Genomic DNA, 22,745 nt, shown 5'->3' with positions numbered 1-22,745 from the left:
TCTTTAAGGTGTTGCTGCCAGCCGCCGCTTGGCTGGTCGGAGCCGTGTTGCCGCTTGCTGCTAGCGGCCGCGGGCGGCGGTGGCGATCACGGTCACCGCGTGTTCGACCGCGTACACAGGGTCCCGCGAGAGGCCCTTAACCTGCGCGTCGGCCTCGGCGGTCACTTGGATGGACCGGGCGAGGCCCTCGGGCGTCCACCGGCGGACGTCGCGCTGAGCCTGTTCCACGAGCCACGGCTGCATGCCGAGCTGCTTGGCAATCTGCGCCGATGACCCTTGGGCGCCGGCCACCTTGGCCACCGTTCGCAATTTCGCGGCCAGGGCCGCCACCAGGGGAACAGGGTCCTCGCCCGTGGCGAGGGCGTGGCGCAGCGTGGAGAGGGCGGCCGGTCCGTTGCCCGCCATGGCGGCATCAGCGACCTTGAAGGCAGTCGCCTCGATGCGGCCGCCGTAATAGCGTTCAACCATTTCCGCATCAACGGTTGTGGCGGCATCGGCAATGAGCTGGCTGCAGGCCGCCGCAAGCTCGGACAGATTGGAGCCGACCGCATTCACCAGGGCCTGCACAGCGTCGGGTTCGATCCGCCGCGAAGCCCCCTTGAATTCCGCCACGACAAATGCGGTCTTCTCGGCGTCCTTTTTCAGCGGCTGGCAGTCGACGACCGGCCAGCCCCCGGCCTTGACTGCGTCGAGGAGTTTCTTGCCGCGCACTCCCCCGCCGTGCCGAAGCACCAGCACGGCATCCTGTTCCGGGCGGGCAAGATATTTAAGGCCGTCGGCGAGGAAGGAGTCATTCATCGATTCGAGGCCCTCAACCTCGATCAGCTTGCTCTCGCCGAAGAGCGACGGGCTGACGTTCATGGCCAGCGACCCGGCTTCGTAGGCGCCCGCATTGAGCCGGGTGATCTCCACGTCCGGAGTTGCGGCCCGCACCTGGGATCGGACCCGGTCCATGGCCCGGATGCCGAGATATTCCTCAGGCCCGGTGATCAGCACGATTCCGGCTGGGGTCACATCCCGCCACGTGGCCGAATTGGTGGCCTGTGTCTTGGATCGTTGCGGCTGGGCAGCGGCCACTGTTGGTTCCTCCCGGGATTTGGATTGCAGACTCTAAGCCTGCCACGGCGCAACGGCTGCACCAAGCCGCGGCCGGACCTGCGGGAAGGCCCGGGCCGCATGGACTTTCCTTCCAGGATCCGGTCAAGCACACAGGCCGTCTTGCAGTGGGCGGCCAGCACGAGACGAATGGTTCCGGCGGGATGGGCCGCCGCCCATGCTGCCAGCGCAGTCAGGACGGAGAACAGCACCATGGTGAGCAATCCGAACGGACCCTCAGGCCAGGGCGGGGCCGCGCCCGGAAGGCCGGCCATGAACCTGGCGATGCCGGCCACCCCAGCCGCGAACAGCCCTGCCACGCCGATCAGGGCGGTGGCCAGCCACGGCAGGAGCGGCACCAGCGGGACCGCAGCCGTCCCCAGGATGGTGACCGGTGCCACCAGCGGGGCCACGAGCATATTGGCCAGCAACGAATATGTGGCGAACTGCGGCTGCAGCACCACGATGACGGGTCCGCACAGCAGTTGGGCGGACAGCGGCACGGCGATGCCGGCGGCCGCCCAGCGCGGGACTGCAGGTGGAATCCAGTCCATGATGTGCCGTCCCAGCACGATGATCCCCAGCGTGGCAAGGACAGACAGCAGGAATCCGAAACTGGTGCCCAGTGCAGGATCGATTAGCAGCAGGGCGATGACCGCGAGGCACAGGAAGCTCAGCCCCCTGCCGGCTCTTCCGCCGGCGAGTGATGCCAGCGCGATGGCGCCCATCAGCGAGGCCCTCAGGACACTGGCGTCCGGGCCCACCATCAGCACGAACATGCCAAGTCCGGCCAGGGCGCAAGCGGCAGCCGGCAGCCTGGCCAGGCGCAGGCTGCGGGCGGCCAGCAGCAGGGCCCCGAGGATGAGGCTGCAGTTGGCGCCGCTGACGGCCGTCAGATGAGTCAGGCCCACGGTCTTCATGGCGGCCTCGAGTTGTTCGTCCAGACCGCTGGTGTCTCCGGTCACCATGCCCGGCAGGAGCCCGCGGGCATCAGCATCCAGCCAGCCGGCCGCCGTTGCGAACTGCCGGCCTAGGGCGGCAGGCTGCTGCTGCCAGGGCGCGGCCGCCTCGAGGGTCACCGGTGGCGAAGACGCGGTGAGGACACCGGCTTCAACGTCGCCGGGATCAGGAGGCCGCAGCTTCCCTGTGGCCCGGACCAGCTGTCCTAGGACCGCATGCTCCCAGTCCGGCCCACCCATGATGACGACGGCGGCCTCCGCACGGAGTAGCCGGCCGCCGGTATTCAGCGTCTTGACCATGGCCTTCACCGCCCAACGTTGCGCCAGGGACGAACTGCCCGGCGTTTTGAGCGCTCGAGGGGCGCCGGTAATTTCCACCTCCGCCACGACGGACGCGGATGCGGCGATGGCCCCTGCCACGGGACCGTCATGCCTTTGCGCGGCGGACACCGCGGAATGGGCCGTTGCGGCAGCGGCGAGCACCATGGATGCCGCAACGGTCATCAGGAAGCTCCGCGGAATGCGGCCGCGGGCGTCTCGCCGCCGCAGCACCAGGAGGAGTAGGCATCCTGCCCCGGCGGCACACCCGCAGCACATGCCCAGCAGCCCCATGGGTGTGAGCCACGGGCCGGCGACCGTAGCGGCCCACACGAGCAGTGCCGGCGGCGCCAGACGGATGTCGACCCGCGGCCGCAGCTGGCCGGCGGCCGCCGTGTCCGGCGCATCGGGGAGAAGCCGCCGCCGGACCTTTTCGCGGAAGCTGTGCAGGCCGGCTGCTCCCGCGTGGCCGGCAGCTGCCCGGCCGGGTGCCGATCCGGTTGGCTGCGTCCTTCTGCCGGGCCGGATCTGGTGTGCTGCACCGCCGGCCGCCGGCTGACTGGCCGGACCCCGGCCGGCGGCTTCCGCATTGACCGCCGCCTCAACATACCGGTGCCACCGGCTCCTGGTTCCTTTCCGGTTGCCGTCCATTTCAGATGGTCAGCAGCGGAAGGAGCGCTTCAAGCATTTTCGGACCCACGCCGTCCACGGCGTCGACTTCCTCGACGGTCTTGAACGGCCCGTGCTCCTTGCGCCAATCGACGATGCGCTGGGCCAGCACCGGTCCGACCTTTGGGAGCTCCTCGAGTTCCTCGGCGCCGGCGCTGTTCAGATTCACCTTGCCGCCCGGAGCCGAGCCGCCGCCACCACCTGTCTCCCCGGATGTGGCCGGGCCTCCCGCTCCTCCCTCCGAGGGCGCCCCTCCCACCGCTGCTTCGGGTGACGCTGCTTCACCACGGCTGGGCACATAGATCTTCTGGCCGTCCTCCAGCACGGACGCGAGGTTGAGCCGGTTCAGGTCAGCCGCCGGAGTGGCGCCGCCCGCTGCCGCGATGGCCTGGTGGACGCGGCTGTTCCGGGACAGTTCCACGATGCCGGCCTTCTTGACCGCACCGGCGACGTGCACCACAACCGTTACTGCAGAGTCTCCCTGGCCGTCGGCGGCCGCGGCGGAGCCGTCGCCGACCGTTCCCGGGGCATCCGAGGGAGTCGTTTCTGCTGCATCGCTGGTGACAGCGCTCAGCGGCATGACTTCCGGGCCGGTGGTCGCAACCCTCCACCAGAACCAGCCTCCGGCGAGCAACGACACTACCCCCAGCAGCACCGCGGCACGGATCCCGAGCCGCCATCTGAGCCGCGCGTCCCCCGCGCCGTCGGCCGGCCCCGGGGCAGGTGCGGTTCCCGTCCCGCCGCCGTAACTGAAGCCATGGAGGTCCCCTGTGTCCAGCATTCCGGGAGCGGTGCGTCCAGACGCACGGCCACCTTGGTCGTCCGGCAGCGGCCCGAGTGTTGCCGCGAGCCGCCTCGCTGCACGCCCGTCGGCTGCCCGGCCGCCTGCTACGCGCCCCGCGTCCGATCGGCGTGCTGCAACGGCGCGCGGCAGAGTGCTGGCTGCGGTTCCAGCGCTCCGGCGTGACATACCACCACCGTAGGAGACCGGCAACGAGGCATGAAGGGCGTTCCGCCCCTATGTGGATAGCGCCGGTGGCGCGCTGCCACGTAAACCGGCCAGGTACGACTACTGCTGATACGTGATGTAGGCCTCGTACTGCACGCGCCACTTCTCGGGGGCTTTGGGATCCGGAACGGTGGTGGTGAGGAACTGGACGTGTGTCACCTGGCCTTTAAGGTACTTCAGCCATTTGGTGACTTCGCCGGCAACGTCCTTGTCGAACTGGGCGACGTGGTGCACCTGCATTCCCATGGGAGCCTCCTTGGTCGGTGACCAGACTGTACTACCACCGACCCGGCACAGCCATACCCCGGCCCAAAGCGCATTACCCCTGAGCGGGTTCCTCCGGCCGGTCCCGTTCCTCTTCGCGTCCGGCGTCCGAGGCATTGGGGGAACCGGCCAGCGATGTGCTGCTCTCACCCACGATCACGGCCAGGACGCCGAGGCCTGCGTGGGCCGCCAGCACGGCAGGCAGTGAACTGATCTGCGCCGGCGGAGTGTCCGGCAAGGCGGCCGCCAGCCGGGCCGCGAGGAGCTCGGCTTCCGCCTCGTTGCCGAAGTGGTGGATGGCCACCCTGGCCTCTCCCGGCGGCCGCGCAGCGGCGTCCGCGACCACGATCTCCTCCAGCCGTGCAACGGCTCTGGCAGCGGAACGGACCTTCTCCAGCGGAACGATCTTGCCGCCGTCGACCGCAAGAATCGGCTTGATCGAAAACATGGCCCCCACCAGGGACGCTGCCGCGCCGATCCGCCCGCCGCGGCGCAACTGCTCCAGGCTGGGCACGTAGAAGTACACCCTGGTCTTGGCGGCGCGCGATTCAGCCAGGCTGCGCACTTCGGCTGCACTGCGGCCGTCCGCCGCCGCCACCACCGCACTCTGCACCGCCAGCCCCTGGGCCATCCCCACGGTGCGCGTGTCCAGTACCTCGACAGGGATGCTCACCCGTGCGGCCGCCAGGCGGGCGGCATCCGCCGTGCCGGACAGATCACCGGAAAGATGGACGGACACCACGGACTCGAAGCCGTGCCGTTCGGCCGCCCGGTAGGCCTGTTCGAACTGCCCCGGCGACGGCCGGGACGTCTTGACCGGCGTGGCGGCCGCCAATGCCACGGCAATCGTTTCGGCGATGTCGTCCTCGCCCTCGCCATAGATTTCCGCTCCCACCATGACGGGCATCGGAATAACGGCCAGCCGGCCGTTGATGGAGAAGGCCCTCACCCAGTCGGCGGGAAGCGCCGCGGCGGAGTCGGTCACCACAGCGGTGCGGACGACGACGGCGGGCTCGCCCGAGGCGGGGGCCTGCCCCGGCCGGGTGGCCTGGCGGAGACGGACGAGGTGTTCCTTCAGCCACAGCCAGGCAGCCGGTTCGCGGTCGATCACGGCACACCTCCTGCAGTTCTGGCCGGCCGCCGGCATTGCCGGCGGCCGGAACCCGGCTAGGCCGGGACGATGTTCACCAGTTTAGGCGCACGCACAATGACCGTCCGGATGCCGCGGCCGTCGAGGGCGCGCTGGACGTTTTCCGAAGCCAGCGCAAGCTCGCGCAGCTCGTCCTCGGAAATTGCCGGCGAAACTTCCAGCCTGTCCCTGACCTTGCCCTGGACCTGGACCACAGCCGTGATGGTGTCCTGCACCAGCAGGGCCTCATCGTGGGCGGGCCAGCCTGCGTTGGCCACCGAGGCCGGGTGGCCCAGCACGTTCCACATGTCCTCGGCGGTGTACGGTGCGAACAGGCTCAGGATCACGGCCACCGCCTCGGCCGCTTCGCGGACGGCTGGATCGGCGCCGCCGGCGCCAGCGGCTGCGTCTATGGTTTTGCGGGTGGCGTTGACCAGCTCCATGAGCTTGGCCACAACAACGTTGAACTTGTTGTTGTCCAGCAGTTCCGCGGCGTCCGCGATGGTCCTGTGCGTGACGGTGCGCAGCGCCCGGTCACCCGTGCTGAAGTCCACGCCGGGCTCGCTGGTCACGTCCTGCCCCAGCCGCCAGGCGCGCGCCAGGAACTTGGCGGATCCCGACGGCGAAACATCGGCCCAGTCGACGTCGTCCTCGGGCGGTGACGCAAAGATCATGGTGAGGCGTACGGCGTCCACGCCGTACTTGTCCAGTTGCTCGCCCAGGTCCACGCCGTTGCCGAGCGACTTGCTCATGGCCTTGCCGCCGTTGAGCACCTGGCCCTGGTTCAGCAGCGCGCTGAAGGGCTCGTCCGCAGCGAGCAGTCCCATGTCATGAATGACCTTAGTGAAGAAGCGGGCATAGAGCAGGTGCAGGATGGCGTGCTCGACGCCGCCGACATACTGCCCCACCGGCATCCAGTCGTTGATCTTCGCGGGATCGAACGGACCGTCGGTGTAGTGCGGGGAGACGAAGCGCAGGAAATACCAGGACGAGTCCACGAAGGTGTCCATGGTGTCCGTGTCCCGCTGGGCTGCACGGCCGCAGTTCGGGCACTCGACATTGACCCATTCGGCGGCCGCCGCCAGCGGGGAGGTGCCCCTCGGGGACAGCGCCTCGCCACGCAGGTCCTCCGGAAGGGTGACCGGCAGTTGCTCGTCGGGCACCGGCACTTCGCCGCACTCGGCACAGTGGATGATGGGGATGGGCGTGCCCCAGAAACGCTGGCGGCTCAGCAGCCAGTCACGCAGCCGGAAGTTCACGAACTTCTCGCCGGTGCCCTGTTGGCCGAGGATTTCGACGGCGGCCCGGATGGCCTCTGCCTTGGGCAGGCCGTCGAGCGGACCGGAGTTGATCAGCGTACCTTCGCCCGCCGTTGCCTTGCCGGAGACGGCGGGATCCTCTTCGCCGGTGTCCAGCACCGCGCGCACAGGCAGGCCGAACTCCTTGGCGAAGTCAAGGTCGCGCTGGTCGTGCGCGGGCACGGCCATGATGGCGCCGGTGCCGTAGTCGGCCAGGACGTAGTCCGCTGCCCAGACCGGCAGCTTTTCACCGTTCAGGGGATTGATGGCGTAGCGGCCGGTGAACACGCCGGTCTTTTCGCGCTCGGTGGACTGGCGCTCGATGTCCGAGAGGGCCTTGATCTTTTCACGGTAGGCCATGAGGGCGTCGTGGTGTTCGGGGGTGACCAGGTCCAGGGCCAGGTGCGCGTCCGCGGCCACGACAAAGAAGGTCGAGCCGTACAGGGTGTCCGGACGCGTGGTGAAGACGGTGACTTCGCGTTCGGCGCGTCCGTCGGATGCCTCGATCACGAACCGGACGTGCGCGCCCTCGGAGCGACCGATCCAGTTCCGCTGCATGGCCAGTACCCGCTCGGGCCAGTGCCCCTGCAGCTCGGACATATCGTCCAGCAGCCTGTCCGCGTAGTCGGTGATCTTGAAATACCACTGGTTCAGCGACTTCTTGGTTACGGCCGTGCCGCAGCGCTCGCAGGCGCCGTTGACTACCTGCTCGTTGGCCAGCACGGTCAGGTCCTTGGGGCACCAGTTGACCGGCGAATCCTTGCGGTAGGCGAGGCCGCGCTCGTAGAAACGCTTGAACAGCCACTGGGTCCAGCGGTAGTACTCGGGGTCGGACGTGTGCAGCCTGCGGGACCAGTCAGCAGAGATGGCGTAGCGCTTGAACGAGGCCGCCTGGGTGTCGATGTTGGCGTACGTCCACTCGCTCGGGTGGGCGTTTCGCTTGATCGCGGCGTTCTCCGCCGGCAGGCCGAAGGAATCCCACCCGATCGGGTGCAGAACGTCGTATCCCTGCTGGCGCAGGTACCGTGCCACGACGTCGCCCATGGCAAACGCCTCGGCGTGGCCCATGTGGAGGTCGCCGGACGGGTAGGGGAACATGTCCAGCACGTAGCGGCGCTCGCGGGAGCCGTCGTCGGCCGGTGTGAAGACCTTGAGGTCCTCCCACACCTGCGGCCATTTGGCCTCCATTGCCGCGAAGCTGTAGGCGCCCTCCTCGGGGCTTTCCGCTCCACCTGCTGTTGTTCCGGTCTCGGTCTCCGGCTGAACGCTCACTGCTGCCCTCTTCTGTTCTGTCATGACGTCTGTCTGTCACAACGGTCTGATCCCCTGCCGCCCGCCGGGAATGCGTCCCGGACACACAAAAGCCCCTCGACATGGAGGGGCGGCCGCTCGGTAGTCCGTATATCCGGGATACCGGGCGGCTAGCTAAGCAGGAGGATCGCACGCATAGTTCTACCTTAGCGTCTCCGGGGGAATCATGGTGCACGAACACCGGACCGGCACGCATGCAGGGCCAGCCGCACCGTCTGCGCCAACACTCCTCCCGCCGAAGTCGCAACACCCGGTAGCTTCCGGGCACAACGGCTGCCCGGATCCGTGACAGTTCACGGATCCGGGCTTATCCGCCGGCCTACCTCACGTCCTCGTCCACCCAGTCCATGGCCTTGGTGACGGCCTTCTTCCACAGCCGCAGCTGCCGGTCCTGCTCTGCCGGGTCCATCGCCGGCTCCCACCGCTTGTCCTCGGACCAGTTGGCGGAAAGCTCGCCGAGGTCCTTCCAGAAGCCGACGGCGAGGCCCGCCGCGTAGGCGGCGCCCAGGGCGGTGGTCTCCACCACCTTCGGACGGATGACCGGGACGCCCAGGATGTCCGCCTGGAACTGCATGAGGGCATCGTTGGCGACCATCCCGCCGTCGACCTTCAGCTCGGTGAGCGGCACGCCCGAGTCAGCGTTGACCGCGTCCAGCACCTCGCGGGTCTGGAAGGCAGTGGCCTCCAGCGCGGCCCTGGCAATGTGGTTCTTGTTGACAAACCGCGTCAGTCCCACCATGGCGCCGCGGGCGTCCGAGCGCCAGTACGGCGCGAAGAGGCCCGAGAAGGCAGGAACGATGTACACGCCGCCGTTGTCCGGGACGGCGGCCGCCAGGGTCTCCACTTCCGGGGCGGTGCTGATCAGGCCGAGGTTGTCACGCAGCCACTGGATGAGCGAACCGGTGACGGCGATCGACCCTTCCAGCGCGTAGTGGGTCGGCGCGTCTCCCAGCTTGTATCCGACAGTGGTCAGGAGCCCGTTCTTGGAGTGGACGATCTCCTCGCCGGTGTTGAAGATCAGGAAGCAGCCCGTGCCGTAGGTGTTCTTCGCTTCGCCTGTCTGGAATGCCGCCTGGCCGAACGTGGCCGCCTGCTGGTCGCCCAGAATGCCTGCCACGGGAACCTCGCGCAGCAGCTGCGAGGTGTGGACGGTGCCGTAGACCTCGGATGAGGACTTGATGGCCGGCATCATGGTCACCGGAACCCCGAAGATGCCCAGGATTTCCTCGTCCCACTGCAACGTGTCGAGGTCCATGAACAGCGTCCGGGAGGCGTTGGTGACGTCGGTGACATGCACGCCACCGTCGACGCCGCCTGTCAGGTTCCACAGAACCCAGCAGTCCGTGTTGCCGAAGACAAGGTCCCCGGCCTCGGCCTTGGCCCGGGCGCCGTCGACATTGTCCAGGATCCACTTGATCTTGGTACCGGAGAAATAGGTGGCCAGCGGCAGGCCGACTTTCTGCTTGAAACGGTCCGCTCCGCCGTCGCGTGCCAGCTCATCCACGATCGGCTGGGTCCGGGTGTCCTGCCACACGATGGCGTTGTAGATCGGCTGGCCGGTGGTCTTGTCCCAGACCACCGCCGTCTCACGCTGGTTGGTGATGCCGACGGCGGCGATGTCGTGCCGCGTCAGGTTCGCCTTGGACAGCGCGGAACCAACGACCTCGCGGGTGTTGTCCCAGATCTCGGCGGGGTCATGTTCAACCCAGCCGGCCTGAGGGAAAATCTGCTCGTGTTCCATCTGCCCGGAGGAGACAATACTGCCGCTCTGGTCGAAGACGATGGCGCGGGTGCTGGTGGTGCCCTGGTCGATGGCGATTACGTATTGGCTCATGATGACGTCCTTGTCGTGGTGCTTGCTAATGAGGAAACGTGCGTAAGAGAACTGAAAGCGGTGTGTGGCCGGCGTCGTGCAGTGAATCAGGCGTTATGTGGCCGCGGTGAAGACGATCGGAAGCCACCCGACCAGGCCGGCCAGGGCTCCGCCGATCAGCGGGCCCACCACCGGGATCCAGGAGTAGCTCCAGTCGCTGGATCCCTTGCCCTTGATGGGGAGAACGGCGTGCGCGATGCGGGGCCCGAGGTCGCGGGCCGGGTTGATGGCGTAGCCGGTGGGGCCGCCCAGTGACACACCGATGCCGACGACCAGAAGGGCCACGGCCAGCGGGCCAAGTCCCGACGGCGTTCCGCCGAAGGTGAGGATGACGAAGACCAGCACAAAGGTGCCGATGATTTCCGTGATCAGGTTCCAGGGGGTGGAACGGATGGCAGGGCCGGTGGAGAAAACCCCGAGTTTGTTGGCAGGCTCGGGCTCAGCGTCGAAGTGCTGCTTGTGCGCGAGCCAGGCGACCACGGCACCCAGGAACGCCCCAAGCAACTCCGCGCCGAAGTAGGTGAAGGTGGATGCGAAGTCCACAGGGACGCCGGGGGCATACTCGCTCTTGCGGTTGACCAGCAGGCCCAGGGTCACGGCCGGGTTCAGGTGGGCGCCGGACTGCGCGGCAACGTAGACGCCGGCGAACACGGCGATGCCCCATCCCCATGTGACCATCAGGAATCCTCCGTTGTTGCCTTTCGTGCCTTTCAGCGCAACGTTGGCCACCACGCCGCAACCCAGCAGGGTCAGCATCGCGGTTCCGAATACTTCGGAAAGAAAAACCAATCCAAGAGACATCTTTGACTCCTCTATTTTCTGTTGTCAGTCCTTCGACAGTTGGAAGGACGGTTGTGCCGTCACCGCTTTGGCGCTGACGGCGCTGCCGGGCCGGGTTGACTGTGCGTCGATCCGGCCTGGCACTGGCGCCCGGGCGGCCCGGCCCGGGCGCCGGGATCTGTGTCGATCCTGGCTCAGGAGACGAGGCTGTGGACCTCGACGCCGTGGTATCGCTTGAGCACCTCCTGCGCGTGGTGGATCTCGGCTGCCTGGTCTGCCGCATCCCAGCCGAGCGGGGCCGCCAGGATGTCGGCCATCTCGTTCAGCAGCTCACCGGTGACCAGGCCGCGGAAGGCAAGGGAGGTGCGGCGGATCAGGACATCCACGAGGCGGCCGATCTGCTCGTTGGCTGCCATGTACTCCAGCTCGCGGGCGCTGAGTTCCCGCGTGGAACGCAGCAGGCTGTCAGGACCGCCGTCGAGGTAGCCCATGACCTCGCCGGCGCGGGTTCCGTAGCGGGTCAGGAGACCTGCCACGCGGTCGGCGTCGCGGTCCGCGGTCATGTGCGCCTTGATCCACTTCTGGATTCCGGCGTCACTGTCGGGGAAGCCGGCGCCGCCGCCGATGGCGAGGTCCGCCGTCGAGACTTTACGTTCGATGGCCAGTTCCGCAAGAACGTCGTTGCTCAGGTGTTCGGCCAAGGCCCGGAACGTGGTCCATTTGCCGCCCACGAGGCTGAGGACGACGGCGCCGCTGCCGCCGGCGTCCGGCGCCCGCCGTTCGATGCGGTAGTCCCGGGAAACAAAACCAGGCTGGGTGGCGTCGTGCCTGGGCAGGGGCCGGACGCCCGAGAACGTGTAGACGATCTGCCCCCGGTCGACGGCGACGTCGGGGAAGACGTGGCCGATGAGGTCGAAGAAGTAGTCGATTTCGGCTTCGGTGCAGACGGCGTCCTGGGCCATGTCGGCGTCCACGTCCGTGGTTCCCACCAGCACGCGGTCTCCCATGGGGTAGATCAGGACGATCCGGCCGTCAGTGTGTTCGAAGAAGATCTCGCGGCCGTCGCAGGCGGCCAGCAGCCCGGGGTGGTCCAGCACGATGTGCGAGCCCTTGGTGCCGCCCATGAAGGACGTCGGCGCTCCCATCGCCTGGTTGGTGAGGTCGACCCAGGCACCGGTGGTATTGACGATGACATCCGCGGTGAAGTCAAAGACCTCGCCCGTCAGTTCATCGCGGAGTTCCACCGTGCTGGAACCGGGTCCGCTGGCTTTGATGGAGGCCAGCGAAAGGTAGTTGCTGGCACGGGCGCTGCTCCCCGCTTTCCACGCACCGGCGTTTCCGCCGGCCTTCTCGCCGTCCTGGAGCACGTCGAGGGTGAGGCGCTCAGGGTTATGGACCGAGGCGTCGAAGTAGGTGGCAGCGTACTTGATGCCGGGGTGCAGCATCGGCAACTCGGCCAGCGCCCGCTTGCGTCCACGGAACCTGTGGCGCGGGACGTTTCCGCCGTCACGGGAAAAGGAATCGTAGAGGCTGAGTCCCAGCTTGATCAGGAAGGCCCCGCGCTCCTTGGGTTTGCCGTGCTGCCTGTGTGTCAGGAACCGCAGCGGCGCCGCGAGGACGCCGGAGAAGGTGCTGAAGATCGGAATGGTGGTCTGCAGGGGTTTCACATAGTGCGGCGCAATCCGCAGGAGCCGGTTGCGCTCCACGACGGATTCCCGGACGAGGCGGAACTCTCCGTTTTCGAGGTAGCGGATGCCTCCGTGGATCATGTGCGAGGAGGCGCCGCTGGCGCCCTGGCAGTAGTCACCTCGCTCCACCAGCGCCACGTCCACACCCTGCAGGGCGAGGTCGCGGAAGGCGCCGACGCCGTTAATGCCGCCTCCGATAATGAGGACGCGGGCGTTGGGCCGCTGCCGCAGGCTGGCCACCGAAGCGCGCTCGGACGTGCTCCGTGCGCTGGAATCGAACGGATGGCCGGATGAATCCTTGAATCCCAAAACTGCTCCTTGGGGTTTGGTCCGTGGGCTTTATTTCAGGCGGCGCGCCATGGGACGCGCCGCCGTTCACCACTATTGTTCGAAGCAATGGAAAATGGAGTCAAGCACTATGCACAAACGTGCAGAACGGAAACAGCATGCCGCGTCTACGACATTCCGATGCCCTCCGGGCCGCACAGTTGTATTACCTCCAGGACCTCAAGATGGACGCCATTGCGCGGGAGCTCCGGACGTCCCGGTCCACGGTTTCGCGGCTGCTGTCGACCGCCCGCGAAACTGGCCTGGTGCAGATCCAGATCCGCAGTCCGCTGGACACCGGCCCGGAACTCGAGCGGATAATCCGGACGCAGTACAGGGTGGATGTGCACGTCGTGCCCGTCCTGGACACCTTGAACGAGGCCGAAACACTGGACCGCGTGGCCATGCAGGCCGCCCGCACCATCGGTCCGCTGGTGGACTCCAACGCCATCATCGGCGTTGCCTGGGGTTCCACCCTCAGCGCCGTCAGCAGGCACCTGACCCGCAAAATCACGCACGACAGTGTGATCGTGCAGCTGAACGGGGCGGGCAACATGCAAACCACGGGCATCACGTACGCGAGCGACATCATGCGCCGCTTCGGCAGCGCCTACGGAGCCCGGGTGGAACAGTTCCCGGTACCCGCCTTCTTCGACCATGCTGCGACGAAGACGGCAATGTGGAATGAGCGGAGCGTTCAACGCATCCTGGACCTGCAGACCCGCATGAGCATCGCCATCTTCGGCGTCGGCTCCGTGGACGCCGACTACCCCAGCCACGTATATGCGGGCGGCTACTTGGACGAGGACGATCTGAACATCCTCGCGAGCTCCGACGTTGTGGGAGACGTGGCCACGGTGTTTTTCCGCGGCGACGGCTCCTCGGACGGCATCACGCTGAACGAGCGGTCCACCGGCCCCTCCCTGCACCAGCTTCGCCAGGTCCGCCGAAGGATCTGCGTGGTCTCCGGCGCATCCAAAATCAACGGCCTCCGCGGCGCTTTGGCGGCAGGCCTCGCCACGGACCTGATCCTGGACGAAGCGTCGGCCAGGCGCCTGGTCAGTTTTGACGGCGCGAACTGAGCGTCTGACGCGCGGGTGGCGGCGCGCCTGCGTGGACATAGCCACTCAAAGTGGCGCGGACTTATGCTGGCCACATGGCGGTCCTGCGATCCCTTGCATGGCTCACGGTCTTGCTGCCGGCACTAGTGCCGACTACGGGCTGCGCGAAGGTTTGCCCGGCAATCGCCTGGACCAATTACGTCACTGTGGCCGTGGATGGGGACACCCGCAACGTGTCCTGGGTGCAGCTGTGCACCCCGGACGCGTGTTCCCGGTCGACGGAGCGCCCTACACCGCAGGCCGTACCTCCATCCCCGACCGCAGCTCCAACCGGGGCCAACGGCCTCGGTTTCCCGCCGGGTGGTGGTCCCACCGTGCGTCGCATCACGGTCGAGAAGGTTGGCTCGGATACGTGGCGGTTCGGATTCGAAGTGGATACCCCCGGGTCCGCGACCGTGCGGGCTCTCGACCGCACCGGCGCCACCCGCGCAGAGCAAAAGATGCCACTGCACTGGCAGCGCACCGGAGAGACTGTGGGATGCGGGGGTCCCGAGACCGCCTCCCCCGTCACGCTGACGTTGAGCACGCCTGGTTAGTTGGGCGCAAGGTCTGCTCTTCCGGCGTTGCACCGTCGCGATCACGAGGTTAGCGGCTGGCCCGGCGTCCCGTTGGGCGTGGGCAAAGCCGTCATCCGGTTGCGATGAGTTCGACTTCGAATCCGTCGGAGTTAACAAGGTAGGCAGCGTAATGGCCATCTCCCCCTGCGTTCGGATACTTATCGGCGAAAAGTTGCCTCCAGCCGTGCTCCACACCGCGGGCGGCCATGGCATCCACTTGAGGGCTGGTCCCCGCGTGGAAGGCCAAGTGATTGAGTCCCGGCAAAGTCCGTTCATGCGTTCGGCCGCTTAAATCCGGTGACTCCTCGACGACAATGTAGGTCTCCCCCAGCCGCCAGCTGCACCCGTTCGGCCAGCTCTGGAATGCCCCGTAGCCCAGCTCGGATAGCAGCCAGCCCCATTCGCGGCTCGCCTTCTCAAAATCAGGAACCCAAAGTTCAATGTGATGCAGGACGCCCACCAAATCACGAGTCATCCGTTGAGTCTTACACGGCAGCGGTCGTCTTGATTTTGTGAAATGCCCGGCCGGCAGGGCTGCGGCCCATCCGCCACTGCCGCTGGCGGTTCCACGCGTCCCTGCGCCGTATCGGTAGAGTCATAACCATGATTACCTCACCCCGGCTCAGCCTGAACAACGGCGTGCTGATCGACCAGTTGGGATTCGGGCTCTACAAGGTTCCGCCTGAGGACGCTGCCAGGTTGGTGGCCACGGCCCTTGAGGCGGGATACCGGCACTTCGACACGGCGGCAATGTACGGCAATGAATCCGGCGTAGCCCGCGGAATCGTTTCGCTGTACGGGGTGGAGGCTGCCCGGGGCGGTTCGGGCGAGGCCGCACCGCCCACGTCGCGCGAAGACCTCTTCATCACCACCAAGGTCTGGAACGACGACCACGGCTACGACGCCACACTCCGCGCGTTCGATACGTCCATGGTCAACCTTGGACTCGAGTACGTGGACATGTACATGATCCACTGGCCCTGCGCCAGGCGCGGACTGTTCCAGGAGACCTACCGCGCCCTTGAGACGCTGTACCGCGAAGGGAAGGTGCGGGCTATCGGAGTATCAAACTTCCAGCCACAGCACCTGGACCAGCTGCTGGAGACCGCCGAAGTGATACCCGCGGTCAACCAGATCGAGCTGCATCCCTGGCTGCAACAGGCCGAACTCCGCGAAAAGCACCGGGAGCTGGGAATCCTCACGGAGGCCTGGAGCCCGCTGGGCCGCGGCCAGGTCCTGGAGGATCCCGTCATCCTGGCGCTCGCCGCCGAGCATGACGTGACGGCAGCCCAGGTCATTCTGCGGTGGCAGCTGCAGCTGGGCAACATCGCCATTCCCAAGGCCAGCTCCGCCGACAGGATCCGGGAGAACCTCGATATTTTCCGCTTCGAACTCTCCGCCCTGGACATGGCGGACATCGCCGGCCTGGACCGCGGCTACCGCACCGGCTCCCACCCCGACAACGTCAACTAGGATCCACTCAGCATGCAAACAGCAGACTCCGAGCCGTCCACTACGCCGTCCTTTTTCAGCCGCGACCTTGCAGCCAGAACCACGGCCTCCGACGTCGACCTGCAGGGCACCACTGTGGCGTACTGGACCTACGAACCCGTGCGGACGACGCCACAGACACGCACCATCCTGGTGATCCACGGCTTCCGCGGCGATCACCACGGGCTGTTGCGGGTCGCAGACCAGCTGCCCGAAATGCGGCTGATCATGCCGGACCTCCCCGGATTCGGCAGTTCAGATGCCTTTGCCGACGACGGCCACAGCGTCCGCCGCTACGGTCAGTTCATCAGCGACTTCATGGCGGCGTTGGACCTTGGCCCGGACACCGTGCTGCTGGGACACTCCTTCGGCTCCATCGTGGCGGCCCACTTCGTCGCCAGCCATCCGGGGGCTGTGCGGCCGCTGATCCTGGTCAACCCCATTGCCGCGCCGGCCCTGGAAGGAGCCAAGGGCGCCATGACCAGGCTTGCCGTTCTCTACTACCGGCTCTCGGCCCGGCTCCCCCGGGGCTTGGGCCTGCTTCTGCTGCGGAGCGGGCTCATTGTCAGGGTCATGAGCATGGCCATGGCCAAGACAAAGGACAAGGAGCTCCTGAATTTCATTCACGGGCAGCACCATGCCTACTTCAGCGCCTTCGCCAACCGCGAGAGCCTGCTGGAATCCTTTACGGCATCAGTCAGCAGCAACGTGGCCGAGGTGGCCGGGGAGCTCACCCTTCCGGTCCTGCTGATCGCCGGGGAAAAGGATGAAATCGCCCTGCTGAAGGACCAGCACAAGCTTGCCGCTCTGCTCCCGGACGTCGAGCTGGACGTGATTCCCGGCGTCGGGCACCTGATCCACTACGAAACACCGGAACCGGCCGCCGCTTTCATCCGACGCTTCCTGAAGGACCACCCCGCGTGAAAATTGTCATCGACGCCCGTTTCACCCGGACGGACCACCATGACGGCATCAGCCGCTACGGCGCGAGCCTCATCGCCGCGGCTTCGAAAATCGCCGACGTCTCCATGCTCATCTGCGACCCCGGCCAGCTGGCCCTCCTGCCGGATGTGCCCTACACGCTGATCAACAGTCCGCTCTCCCCCGAGGAGCTGTTCGTGGCCCGGAAGGTCAATGAACTTGGCGCCGACGTGGTGGTGTGCCCCATGCAGACCATGGGCACGTGGGGGCGGAAGTACGGCCTGGTGCTGACGCTGCACGACCTGATCTACTACGAGCACCCGGAGCCGCCGGGCTTCCTGCCGGCTCCGGTCCGCATCCTGTGGCGGCTCTACCACAAGGCATTCTGGCCCCAGCGGCTCCTGCTCAACCGCGCGGACATCGTGGCCACCATCAGCCGGACCACGGAGGCGCTGATGGCCAAGTACCGGCTGACCAACCGTCCTGTTCGCATTGTCAGCAACGCCCCGCAGCCCGCGCAGCTCCCCCGCGACCCCGCAGCGGGGGCCGACAAAACCCTGCTCTACATGGGTTCGTTCATGCCGTACAAGAACGTGGAGACCATGCTCGCCGGGATGGCGGAGCTCTCCGGCTACACGCTGCACCTGCTCAGCCGGATCACGCCGCAGCGCCGCGCCGAACTCGAGGCCGTGATTCCCGCCAGCGCGGACGTCGTCTTCCATAACGGCGTTACCGACGACGAATACACCGCGCTGCTCAAGCGCACCACGGCGCTGGTCAGCCTGTCGAAGGCGGAGGGCTACGGCCTGCCCCTCGTGGAGGCCATGGCGCTGGGCACCCCCGTCATCGCCAGCGACATTCCGATTTTCCGTGAGGTGGGCGCCGACGTCGCCGCGTATGTGGACCCGGAGTCGCCCGATGCCTTTGCCGCGGCCGTCCGCGGCCTCGGCGACGACCGGCACTGGCAGGAAGTGTCCCGGCGCTCGGTGGAACGAGCCAACGAGTTCAGCTGGGACGCCTCCGCCCGGCAGCTGGTTGACGTCGCAGCGGAAGTGGTTGCACTCCGCGCCCGCTAGCCTGCCAAGCCGGCAGGCATGACTAGCCGCCAGGCCTGACTAGAGGACGTCCACGCCGTCGAGCCGCAGCTGCACTGGGTCTTCGCTGCGCTTGGCCGCACTGGCCGCCTTCGCTGCCCTGAGCAGCCTGGTCACGGTGCTGGCCTGGCCGTACGGGATGAACAACAGGGTGCGGACGTCCTCGGCCCCGGCCCTCGCTGGTGCCCCGCCGGCGCCCTGCCCCGGCGCCGGCACGTGCGGAGAAGGAACCAGCGGCGCAGGGCCTGCGATGCGCAGCTCCACGCCCTCCCCTTCGAGAAACTTCGTGACCGAGGCTGTGAAATGGCCGACGGCGGTGCGTCCCCCGGTCACCGACGCCACCCTGACCGCCGGCGGAAGCTGCAGTTCGGTGCGCAGTGCCAGCTCGCGCTGCGCATATCCGGCCGGGTCCCAGCGGAGCAGCGCGCCCACGGCGGCGGTGTCGTCGGCCGTGATCACCACAATGCCGCCCTCCTTGGCCGGGCGCACGAGGGCAGCGGCATTGAACCAGCGCCGGACCGCGTCCTCCCCCGCCCGCAGGTTTTCGCGGCGCAGCAGCGAATCGCCGTCGAGCAGCAGGGCGGCCGCATAGCCGCCGGCGGCGACCGGCTCGGCACCCACGGTGGCCACGATCAGTGCCCCGGTGTCCGCGACGGTGGCTTTGACATGGTCCCCGGAGGAGGTCACGACGGCCTTGCCCGGGAAGGCCCTCCCCAGCTCTTCGGCGGTGCGCAGAACCCCCGTGGCACCGCGGCGCAGCCGGGCGCCGCTGCAGTGGCTGCAGCGCCAGGCCGGCGCCGGCGTCGAGCACCACCGGCACTGCGGCACGGCGGACGCGCCGGCAATGGCCAACGGACCCTGGCAAGACTGGCAGCGGGCGGACTCGCGGCACGTCTCGCAGGCCAGCGACGGCGCGTACCCGGAGCGCGCAACCTGCACGAGGACCGGGCCCCGTTCCAGTCCTTCCTTGGCCGTCCGCCACGCTGCGCCGGGCAGGCGCGCCATCCTGGCCAGGGGATCCCGTTCCATTTCGAAGCTGTCGGCGGTGTTGAGCACGCGGGGAACGGTCCGGCGGACCACACTGCGCTCAGCCTCCACGGGCATGGCCCAGCCTGCATCCACGAGGCGCTGCAGTTCCGTGCTGCGGGTGTGCCCCGCCATCAGGCACGCGGCGCCTTCCTGCTCCGCCCGGAGCAGGAGCACTTCCCGGGAGTGGGCGTACGGGGAGCGCTGCTCCACATGGAGATCGTCGCCGTCGTCCCAGCAGACCACCAGGCCGAGGTTCCGGACCGGCGCGTAGGCTGCGGAGCGCGTGCCCACCGCCACGCCGGCAGTGCCGTTGAGAACCCGCACGTAGCTGCGGTACCTGGGCGTCTGGCCGTCGTCTGCAGTGAGTCGGGCGACATCTCCGGCAGGCAGGAACTCCTCCATGGCGGACTGCACCCGGTCCAGGTCACGGTAGTCAGGGACAACCACCACCGCGCCCCGGCCGGACTGCCGAACGGCGGCTACCGCCCCGGCAAGGAGCCGGGGCCAGCCGTCCGGGCCGAAACCCTGCAGGGCGCTCAGGACCGCGCGGGGCGACCCGCCTGCGCTCAGGTGTCGGAGAAACGCGGCGCCGTTCCGGTAGTCTGCCCATCCGGCTACGGCACCGGAAACGGGAACTGGAACGGGTTCGGCACCGGGAGGGAAAACGGCCACCGGCGGCGGCGCGTCCTCGGCCGCGATTTCCTTCTCCACCTTGACCACCCTGGGCGGTATGGCAACGCGGAGCACGTCACTGACCGTGCCCGCGTACCGGGCGGCAACACGGCCGGCGAGCTCCCGAAGTTCAGGGGTGAGAACTGCGACCGGCGAGACGATTTTATGGAGCGGCACCAGGACATGGCCGGCGTCGGACTCCTCGGCCCGGTCCAGGATGTAGCCACTCAGTTCCTGGCCACTGAACTTTACTTTGACCCGGACGCCAGGCTGCGCGGTTTCATCGAGTTCTGCCGGCACGCTGTAATCGAAAGGCCGGTCCAGGTGCGGCAGGGACGATTCGATCAGCACCCGCGCCACCGGGTTAACGCTGGCCAACGGCGGGCCCTCAGCGGTCCGGGCACTGGCGGGAAACCCCTGCAGCAGGGAAAGCTGCAGGGGCTGGTCAGGCATGCCGTCAGACATCAACGCCTACCTCCGTCCTGAATTGACCACCAGCCAAGCACACGGGTGTGACATTCCTGGCTGCTGACGCCTTCGGGGCAACGGCCTAGGCGTTGAAGTACGCCTTGAGGTCTTCCACGCGGTCCAGGCGCTCCCACGTGAAGTCGGGATCGTCACGGCCGAAGTGGCCGTGGGCGGCGGTCTTGGCGTAGATGGGGCGCTTGAGGTCGAGCGCATCGATGATGGCGCGCGGCCGGAGATCAAAGATCTCAGCGATCGCGGCACTGATCTTGGCAGGATCCACGGTTTCGGTTCCGAACGTTTCCACGTACGTGCCCACGGGACGGGCCTGGCCGATCGCGTAGGCGATCTGGATCTCGGCCCGCTTGGCCAGACCGGCTGCCACCACGTTCTTGGCAACCCAGCGCATGGCGTACGCCGCGGAGCGGTCCACCTTCGACGGGTCCTTGCCGGAGAAGGCGCCGCCGCCGTGGCGTGCCATGCCGCCGTAGGTGTCGACGATGATCTTGCGGCCGGTGAGTCCGGCATCGCCGACCGGTCCGCCGATCACAAACGCGCCGGCGGGGTTGAGGATGTTGGCTGTCCGGGAGATATCCAGGTTTGCGAGGGCGAGCACGGGGTCGATCACGTGCGAGGCGAGATCGGCGCGAAGCTGGTCGAGGCTGAATCCCTCGGCGTGCTGGCTGGAGATCACGATGGTCTCGACAGAGACCGGCCGGTCGCCGTCGTACCCGATGGTGGCCTGGGTCTTACCATCCGGCCGCAGGTACGACAGCTCGCCGCTCTTCCGCACTTCGGTGAGCCGCTCGGAGAGCCGGTGGGCGATCCAGATCGGGGTAGGCATGTAGGAGGGCGTCTCATCGCTGGCGTAGCCGAACATAAGACCCTGGTCCCCGGCGCCCTGAAGATCGTAGTCGTCCACCTGGCGGCCTTCGCGGGCTTCCAGCGAATTGAAGACTCCGCCGGCGATGTCGTTCGACTGCTGGCCGATGGAGACGGACACACCGCAACGGGCGCCGTCGAAGCCGTTGGCGGACGAGTCGTAGCCGATGCCCAGGATGGTTTCGCGGACGATCTGCGGGATCTCGACGTAGGCGTCCGTGGTGACCTCGCCGGCTACGTGGACCAGGCCGGTGGTGGCCATGGTCTCCACGGCCACCCGCGACTCAGGGTCCTTGGCGAGCAGGGCGTCCAGGATCGCGTCACTGATCTGGTCACAGATCTTGTCCGGGTGGCCTTCGGTGACCGACTCCGACGTGAAGAGCCGGAGCGCGGACGGTACGGACCCGTGGGATTCTGGAATGTGCAGCGGTAAAGTCACTCAACTACCTTACTGGTTGGCAAACGGGCGGGCGTCAGCGTGTGTCCGAATGCGAAGGAGACGTTCCTTACGCCCGTCAGGTTCGCGGAAAGACCTTGCTCAGCTCGGCGCTGACGCGATCGATGACGACGGCGGCCACGTCCTGTTTGGAGCCGGACGCCGATTGGGGTTCGGAGCCGGTCCGCGAAAGGATGACCACGGAGTTGTGGTCCTGCCCGAAAACCTTGTCCGAACCCACATGGTTGACCACAAGAAGGTCGCAGCCCTTGCGTTTCAGCTTCTCCTCGGCGTACCCGAGGACGTCGCCGTGGGCGTCGCCCGTTTCGGCGGCGAACCCGACCACCAGCTGGCTGTTGCCCCCGGCGTCGCGGACGGCGACGAGTTCATGGAGGATATCGGGATTCCGGATGAGCGTGATGACGGGGTCGGCGGAATCGTCCCGCTTCTTGATTTTGGTGCCGGAGACGTCTGCGGGGCGAAAATCCGCCACCGCCGCGGCCATGATGACGACGTCGGAATCGACTGCCGCCGTAAGGACGGCTTCCCGAAGCTGCAGCGCCGTTTCGACCTCCACGACTTCGACGCCCGACGGAGCGGGCACCTCCATGTGGGCGGCGATGAGCCGCACCGTTGCTCCGGCGTCGCGGGCCGCCGCGGCCAGTGCGACGCCCTGCTTCCCGGAGGAGCGGTTTCCGAGGAACCGGACGGGGTCCAGGGGTTCCCGGGTGCCGCCGGCGCTGATGGTCACGGTCCGGCCGGTGAGCGGGAAGAGCGGGACCTCGGCCCCGCCATGCCCCGGAGCGGTCTCCTGCAGGCCGCGGGCCAGCGCCATGGCCGCTTCAAAGATGGCCTCGGGTTCGGGCAAGCGGCCCGGACCGGAGTCCGAGCCGGTCAGGCGCCCGCTGGCGGGTTCCAGCACGGTTGCGCCCCGGCTGCGGAGCGTTTCGACGTTCGCCTGCGTTGCGGGGTGCTGCCACATTTCGGTGTGCATGGCGGGGGCGAAGAGCACGGGGCCGCTGGCCATGAGCAACGTGTTGGTGAGGAGGTCGCTGGCCTGACCGGTCGCGGCGCGGGCCAGCAGGTCTGCGGTCGCGGGAGCCACGACCATCAGGTCGGCCTCGTGACCGAGCCGGACGTGGTTGACCAGGTGGACGTCGTCGAAGACGCTGTTGGTCACCGGGTTTCCGGAGAGCGCCTCCCAGGTTGCCACGCCGACGAAGCGGGTGGCCGCTTCGGTGGGAATGACCGTGACGTCGTGGCCGGCTTCAGTAAAAAGCCGGAGGAGCGACGCCACCTTGTAGGCGGCAATCCCTCCCCCGACTCCGAGGACTATGCGCACGTGACCTCCGTCAAC

17 protein-coding genes are annotated in these 22,745 nt (G+C 67.4%); 4 read left to right on the top strand and 13 right to left on the bottom strand.

Annotated elements, in window-relative coordinates:
• Nucleotides 1-60: 60 nt before the first annotated feature.
• The 9 genes from holA to CXQ90_RS08485 form a co-directional block, all read right to left on the bottom strand.
• Nucleotides 61-1,077, bottom strand: a complete 1,017-nt coding sequence (gene holA, locus CXQ90_RS08525) for a DNA polymerase III subunit delta (RefSeq protein WP_104138440.1) — start codon at nt 1,075-1,077, stop codon at nt 61-63.
• A complete protein-coding gene (locus tag CXQ90_RS08520) occupies nt 1,011-3,023 on the bottom strand; it encodes a ComEC/Rec2 family competence protein (RefSeq protein WP_104138439.1) in 2,013 nt (670 codons plus the stop codon). The genes holA and CXQ90_RS08520 overlap by 67 nt, the downstream gene beginning before the upstream one ends.
• Before the next feature lies 1 nt (nt 3,024).
• A complete protein-coding gene (locus tag CXQ90_RS08515; RefSeq protein ID WP_258064427.1) occupies nt 3,025-4,011 on the bottom strand; it encodes a helix-hairpin-helix domain-containing protein in 987 nt (328 codons plus the stop codon).
• A 99-nt stretch (nt 4,012-4,110) separates the two neighbouring features.
• The gene (locus CXQ90_RS08510; RefSeq protein ID WP_104138436.1) at nt 4,111-4,296 is read right to left on the bottom strand and encodes a hypothetical protein; all 186 of its coding nucleotides are present in this window, start codon (nt 4,294-4,296) and stop codon (nt 4,111-4,113) included.
• Between the two features lie 73 nt (nt 4,297-4,369).
• Entirely contained in the window at nt 4,370-5,425 is a 1,056-nt protein-coding gene (locus tag CXQ90_RS08505; protein ID WP_258064426.1) for a DegV family protein, read from the bottom strand.
• Nucleotides 5,426-5,481: 56 nt separating this feature from the next.
• Nucleotides 5,482-8,013: a leucine--tRNA ligase gene (gene leuS / locus CXQ90_RS08500; protein WP_104138433.1), complete on the bottom strand. Its 2,532-nt coding sequence runs from the start codon at nt 8,011-8,013 to the stop codon at nt 5,482-5,484.
• 358 nt (nt 8,014-8,371) lie between these two features.
• Nucleotides 8,372-9,886 (bottom strand): glycerol kinase GlpK, encoded by a 1,515-nt coding sequence (gene glpK, locus CXQ90_RS08495; protein WP_104138432.1) that lies wholly within the window; start codon nt 9,884-9,886, stop codon nt 8,372-8,374.
• Between the two features lie 93 nt (nt 9,887-9,979).
• Complete coding sequence (locus tag CXQ90_RS08490; RefSeq protein WP_104138430.1) at nt 9,980-10,726, bottom strand: MIP/aquaporin family protein; 747 nt, start codon at nt 10,724-10,726, stop codon at nt 9,980-9,982.
• 173 nt (nt 10,727-10,899) lie between these two features.
• On the bottom strand, nt 10,900-12,702 hold the full coding sequence (locus tag CXQ90_RS08485) for a glycerol-3-phosphate dehydrogenase/oxidase (protein WP_104138429.1): 1,803 nt from the start codon (nt 12,700-12,702) through the stop codon (nt 10,900-10,902).
• Between the two features lie 137 nt (nt 12,703-12,839).
• Here CXQ90_RS08485 and CXQ90_RS08480 point away from each other — a divergent pair, with 137 nt between their 5' ends.
• Nucleotides 12,840-13,802, top strand: a complete 963-nt coding sequence (locus tag CXQ90_RS08480; RefSeq protein WP_104138657.1) for a sugar-binding transcriptional regulator — start codon at nt 12,840-12,842, stop codon at nt 13,800-13,802.
• Between the two features lie 666 nt (nt 13,803-14,468).
• Here the strand turns inward: CXQ90_RS08480 and CXQ90_RS08475 are convergent.
• Nucleotides 14,469-14,873, bottom strand: coding sequence for a VOC family protein (locus CXQ90_RS08475; RefSeq protein WP_104138427.1), 405 nt, complete (start codon nt 14,871-14,873; stop codon nt 14,469-14,471).
• Between the two features lie 128 nt (nt 14,874-15,001).
• Between CXQ90_RS08475 and CXQ90_RS08470 the strand changes: the two genes are divergently transcribed.
• The 3 genes from CXQ90_RS08470 to CXQ90_RS08460 are packed head-to-tail and all read left to right on the top strand — an operon-like array spanning nt 15,002 to nt 17,886.
• Nucleotides 15,002-15,871 (top strand): aldo/keto reductase, encoded by an 870-nt coding sequence (locus CXQ90_RS08470; RefSeq protein WP_104138425.1) that lies wholly within the window; start codon nt 15,002-15,004, stop codon nt 15,869-15,871.
• Between the two features lie 12 nt (nt 15,872-15,883).
• Nucleotides 15,884-16,813, top strand: coding sequence for an alpha/beta fold hydrolase (locus tag CXQ90_RS08465; RefSeq protein WP_104138424.1), 930 nt, complete (start codon nt 15,884-15,886; stop codon nt 16,811-16,813).
• Nucleotides 16,810-17,886: a glycosyltransferase family 1 protein gene (locus CXQ90_RS08460; RefSeq protein WP_104138422.1), complete on the top strand. Its 1,077-nt coding sequence runs from the start codon at nt 16,810-16,812 to the stop codon at nt 17,884-17,886. Before CXQ90_RS08465 ends, CXQ90_RS08460 begins: the two co-directional genes overlap by 4 nt.
• A gap of 39 nt (nt 17,887-17,925) precedes the next feature.
• On the opposite strand, the gene CXQ90_RS08455 is transcribed toward CXQ90_RS08460, so the two are convergent.
• The 3 genes from CXQ90_RS08455 to coaBC all read right to left on the bottom strand — a co-directional run bounded on the left by CXQ90_RS08455 (nt 17,926) and on the right by coaBC (nt 22,730).
• Nucleotides 17,926-20,070 (bottom strand): primosomal protein N', encoded by a 2,145-nt coding sequence (locus tag CXQ90_RS08455; protein ID WP_258064425.1) that lies wholly within the window; start codon nt 20,068-20,070, stop codon nt 17,926-17,928.
• 85 nt (nt 20,071-20,155) lie between these two features.
• A complete protein-coding gene (gene metK, locus CXQ90_RS08450) occupies nt 20,156-21,391 on the bottom strand; it encodes a methionine adenosyltransferase (protein WP_104138421.1) in 1,236 nt (411 codons plus the stop codon).
• A 76-nt stretch (nt 21,392-21,467) separates the two neighbouring features.
• Nucleotides 21,468-22,730, bottom strand: a complete 1,263-nt coding sequence (gene coaBC, locus CXQ90_RS08445) for a bifunctional phosphopantothenoylcysteine decarboxylase/phosphopantothenate--cysteine ligase CoaBC (protein ID WP_104138419.1) — start codon at nt 22,728-22,730, stop codon at nt 21,468-21,470.
• Nucleotides 22,731-22,745: the final 15 nt, after the last annotated feature.

The sequence above is a fragment of the Arthrobacter sp. ZGTC131 genome, from assembly GCF_002929275.1.
Classification (GTDB): domain Bacteria; phylum Actinomycetota; class Actinomycetes; order Actinomycetales; family Micrococcaceae; genus Arthrobacter.
This window is presented reverse-complemented; position numbering and strand designations above follow the sequence as displayed.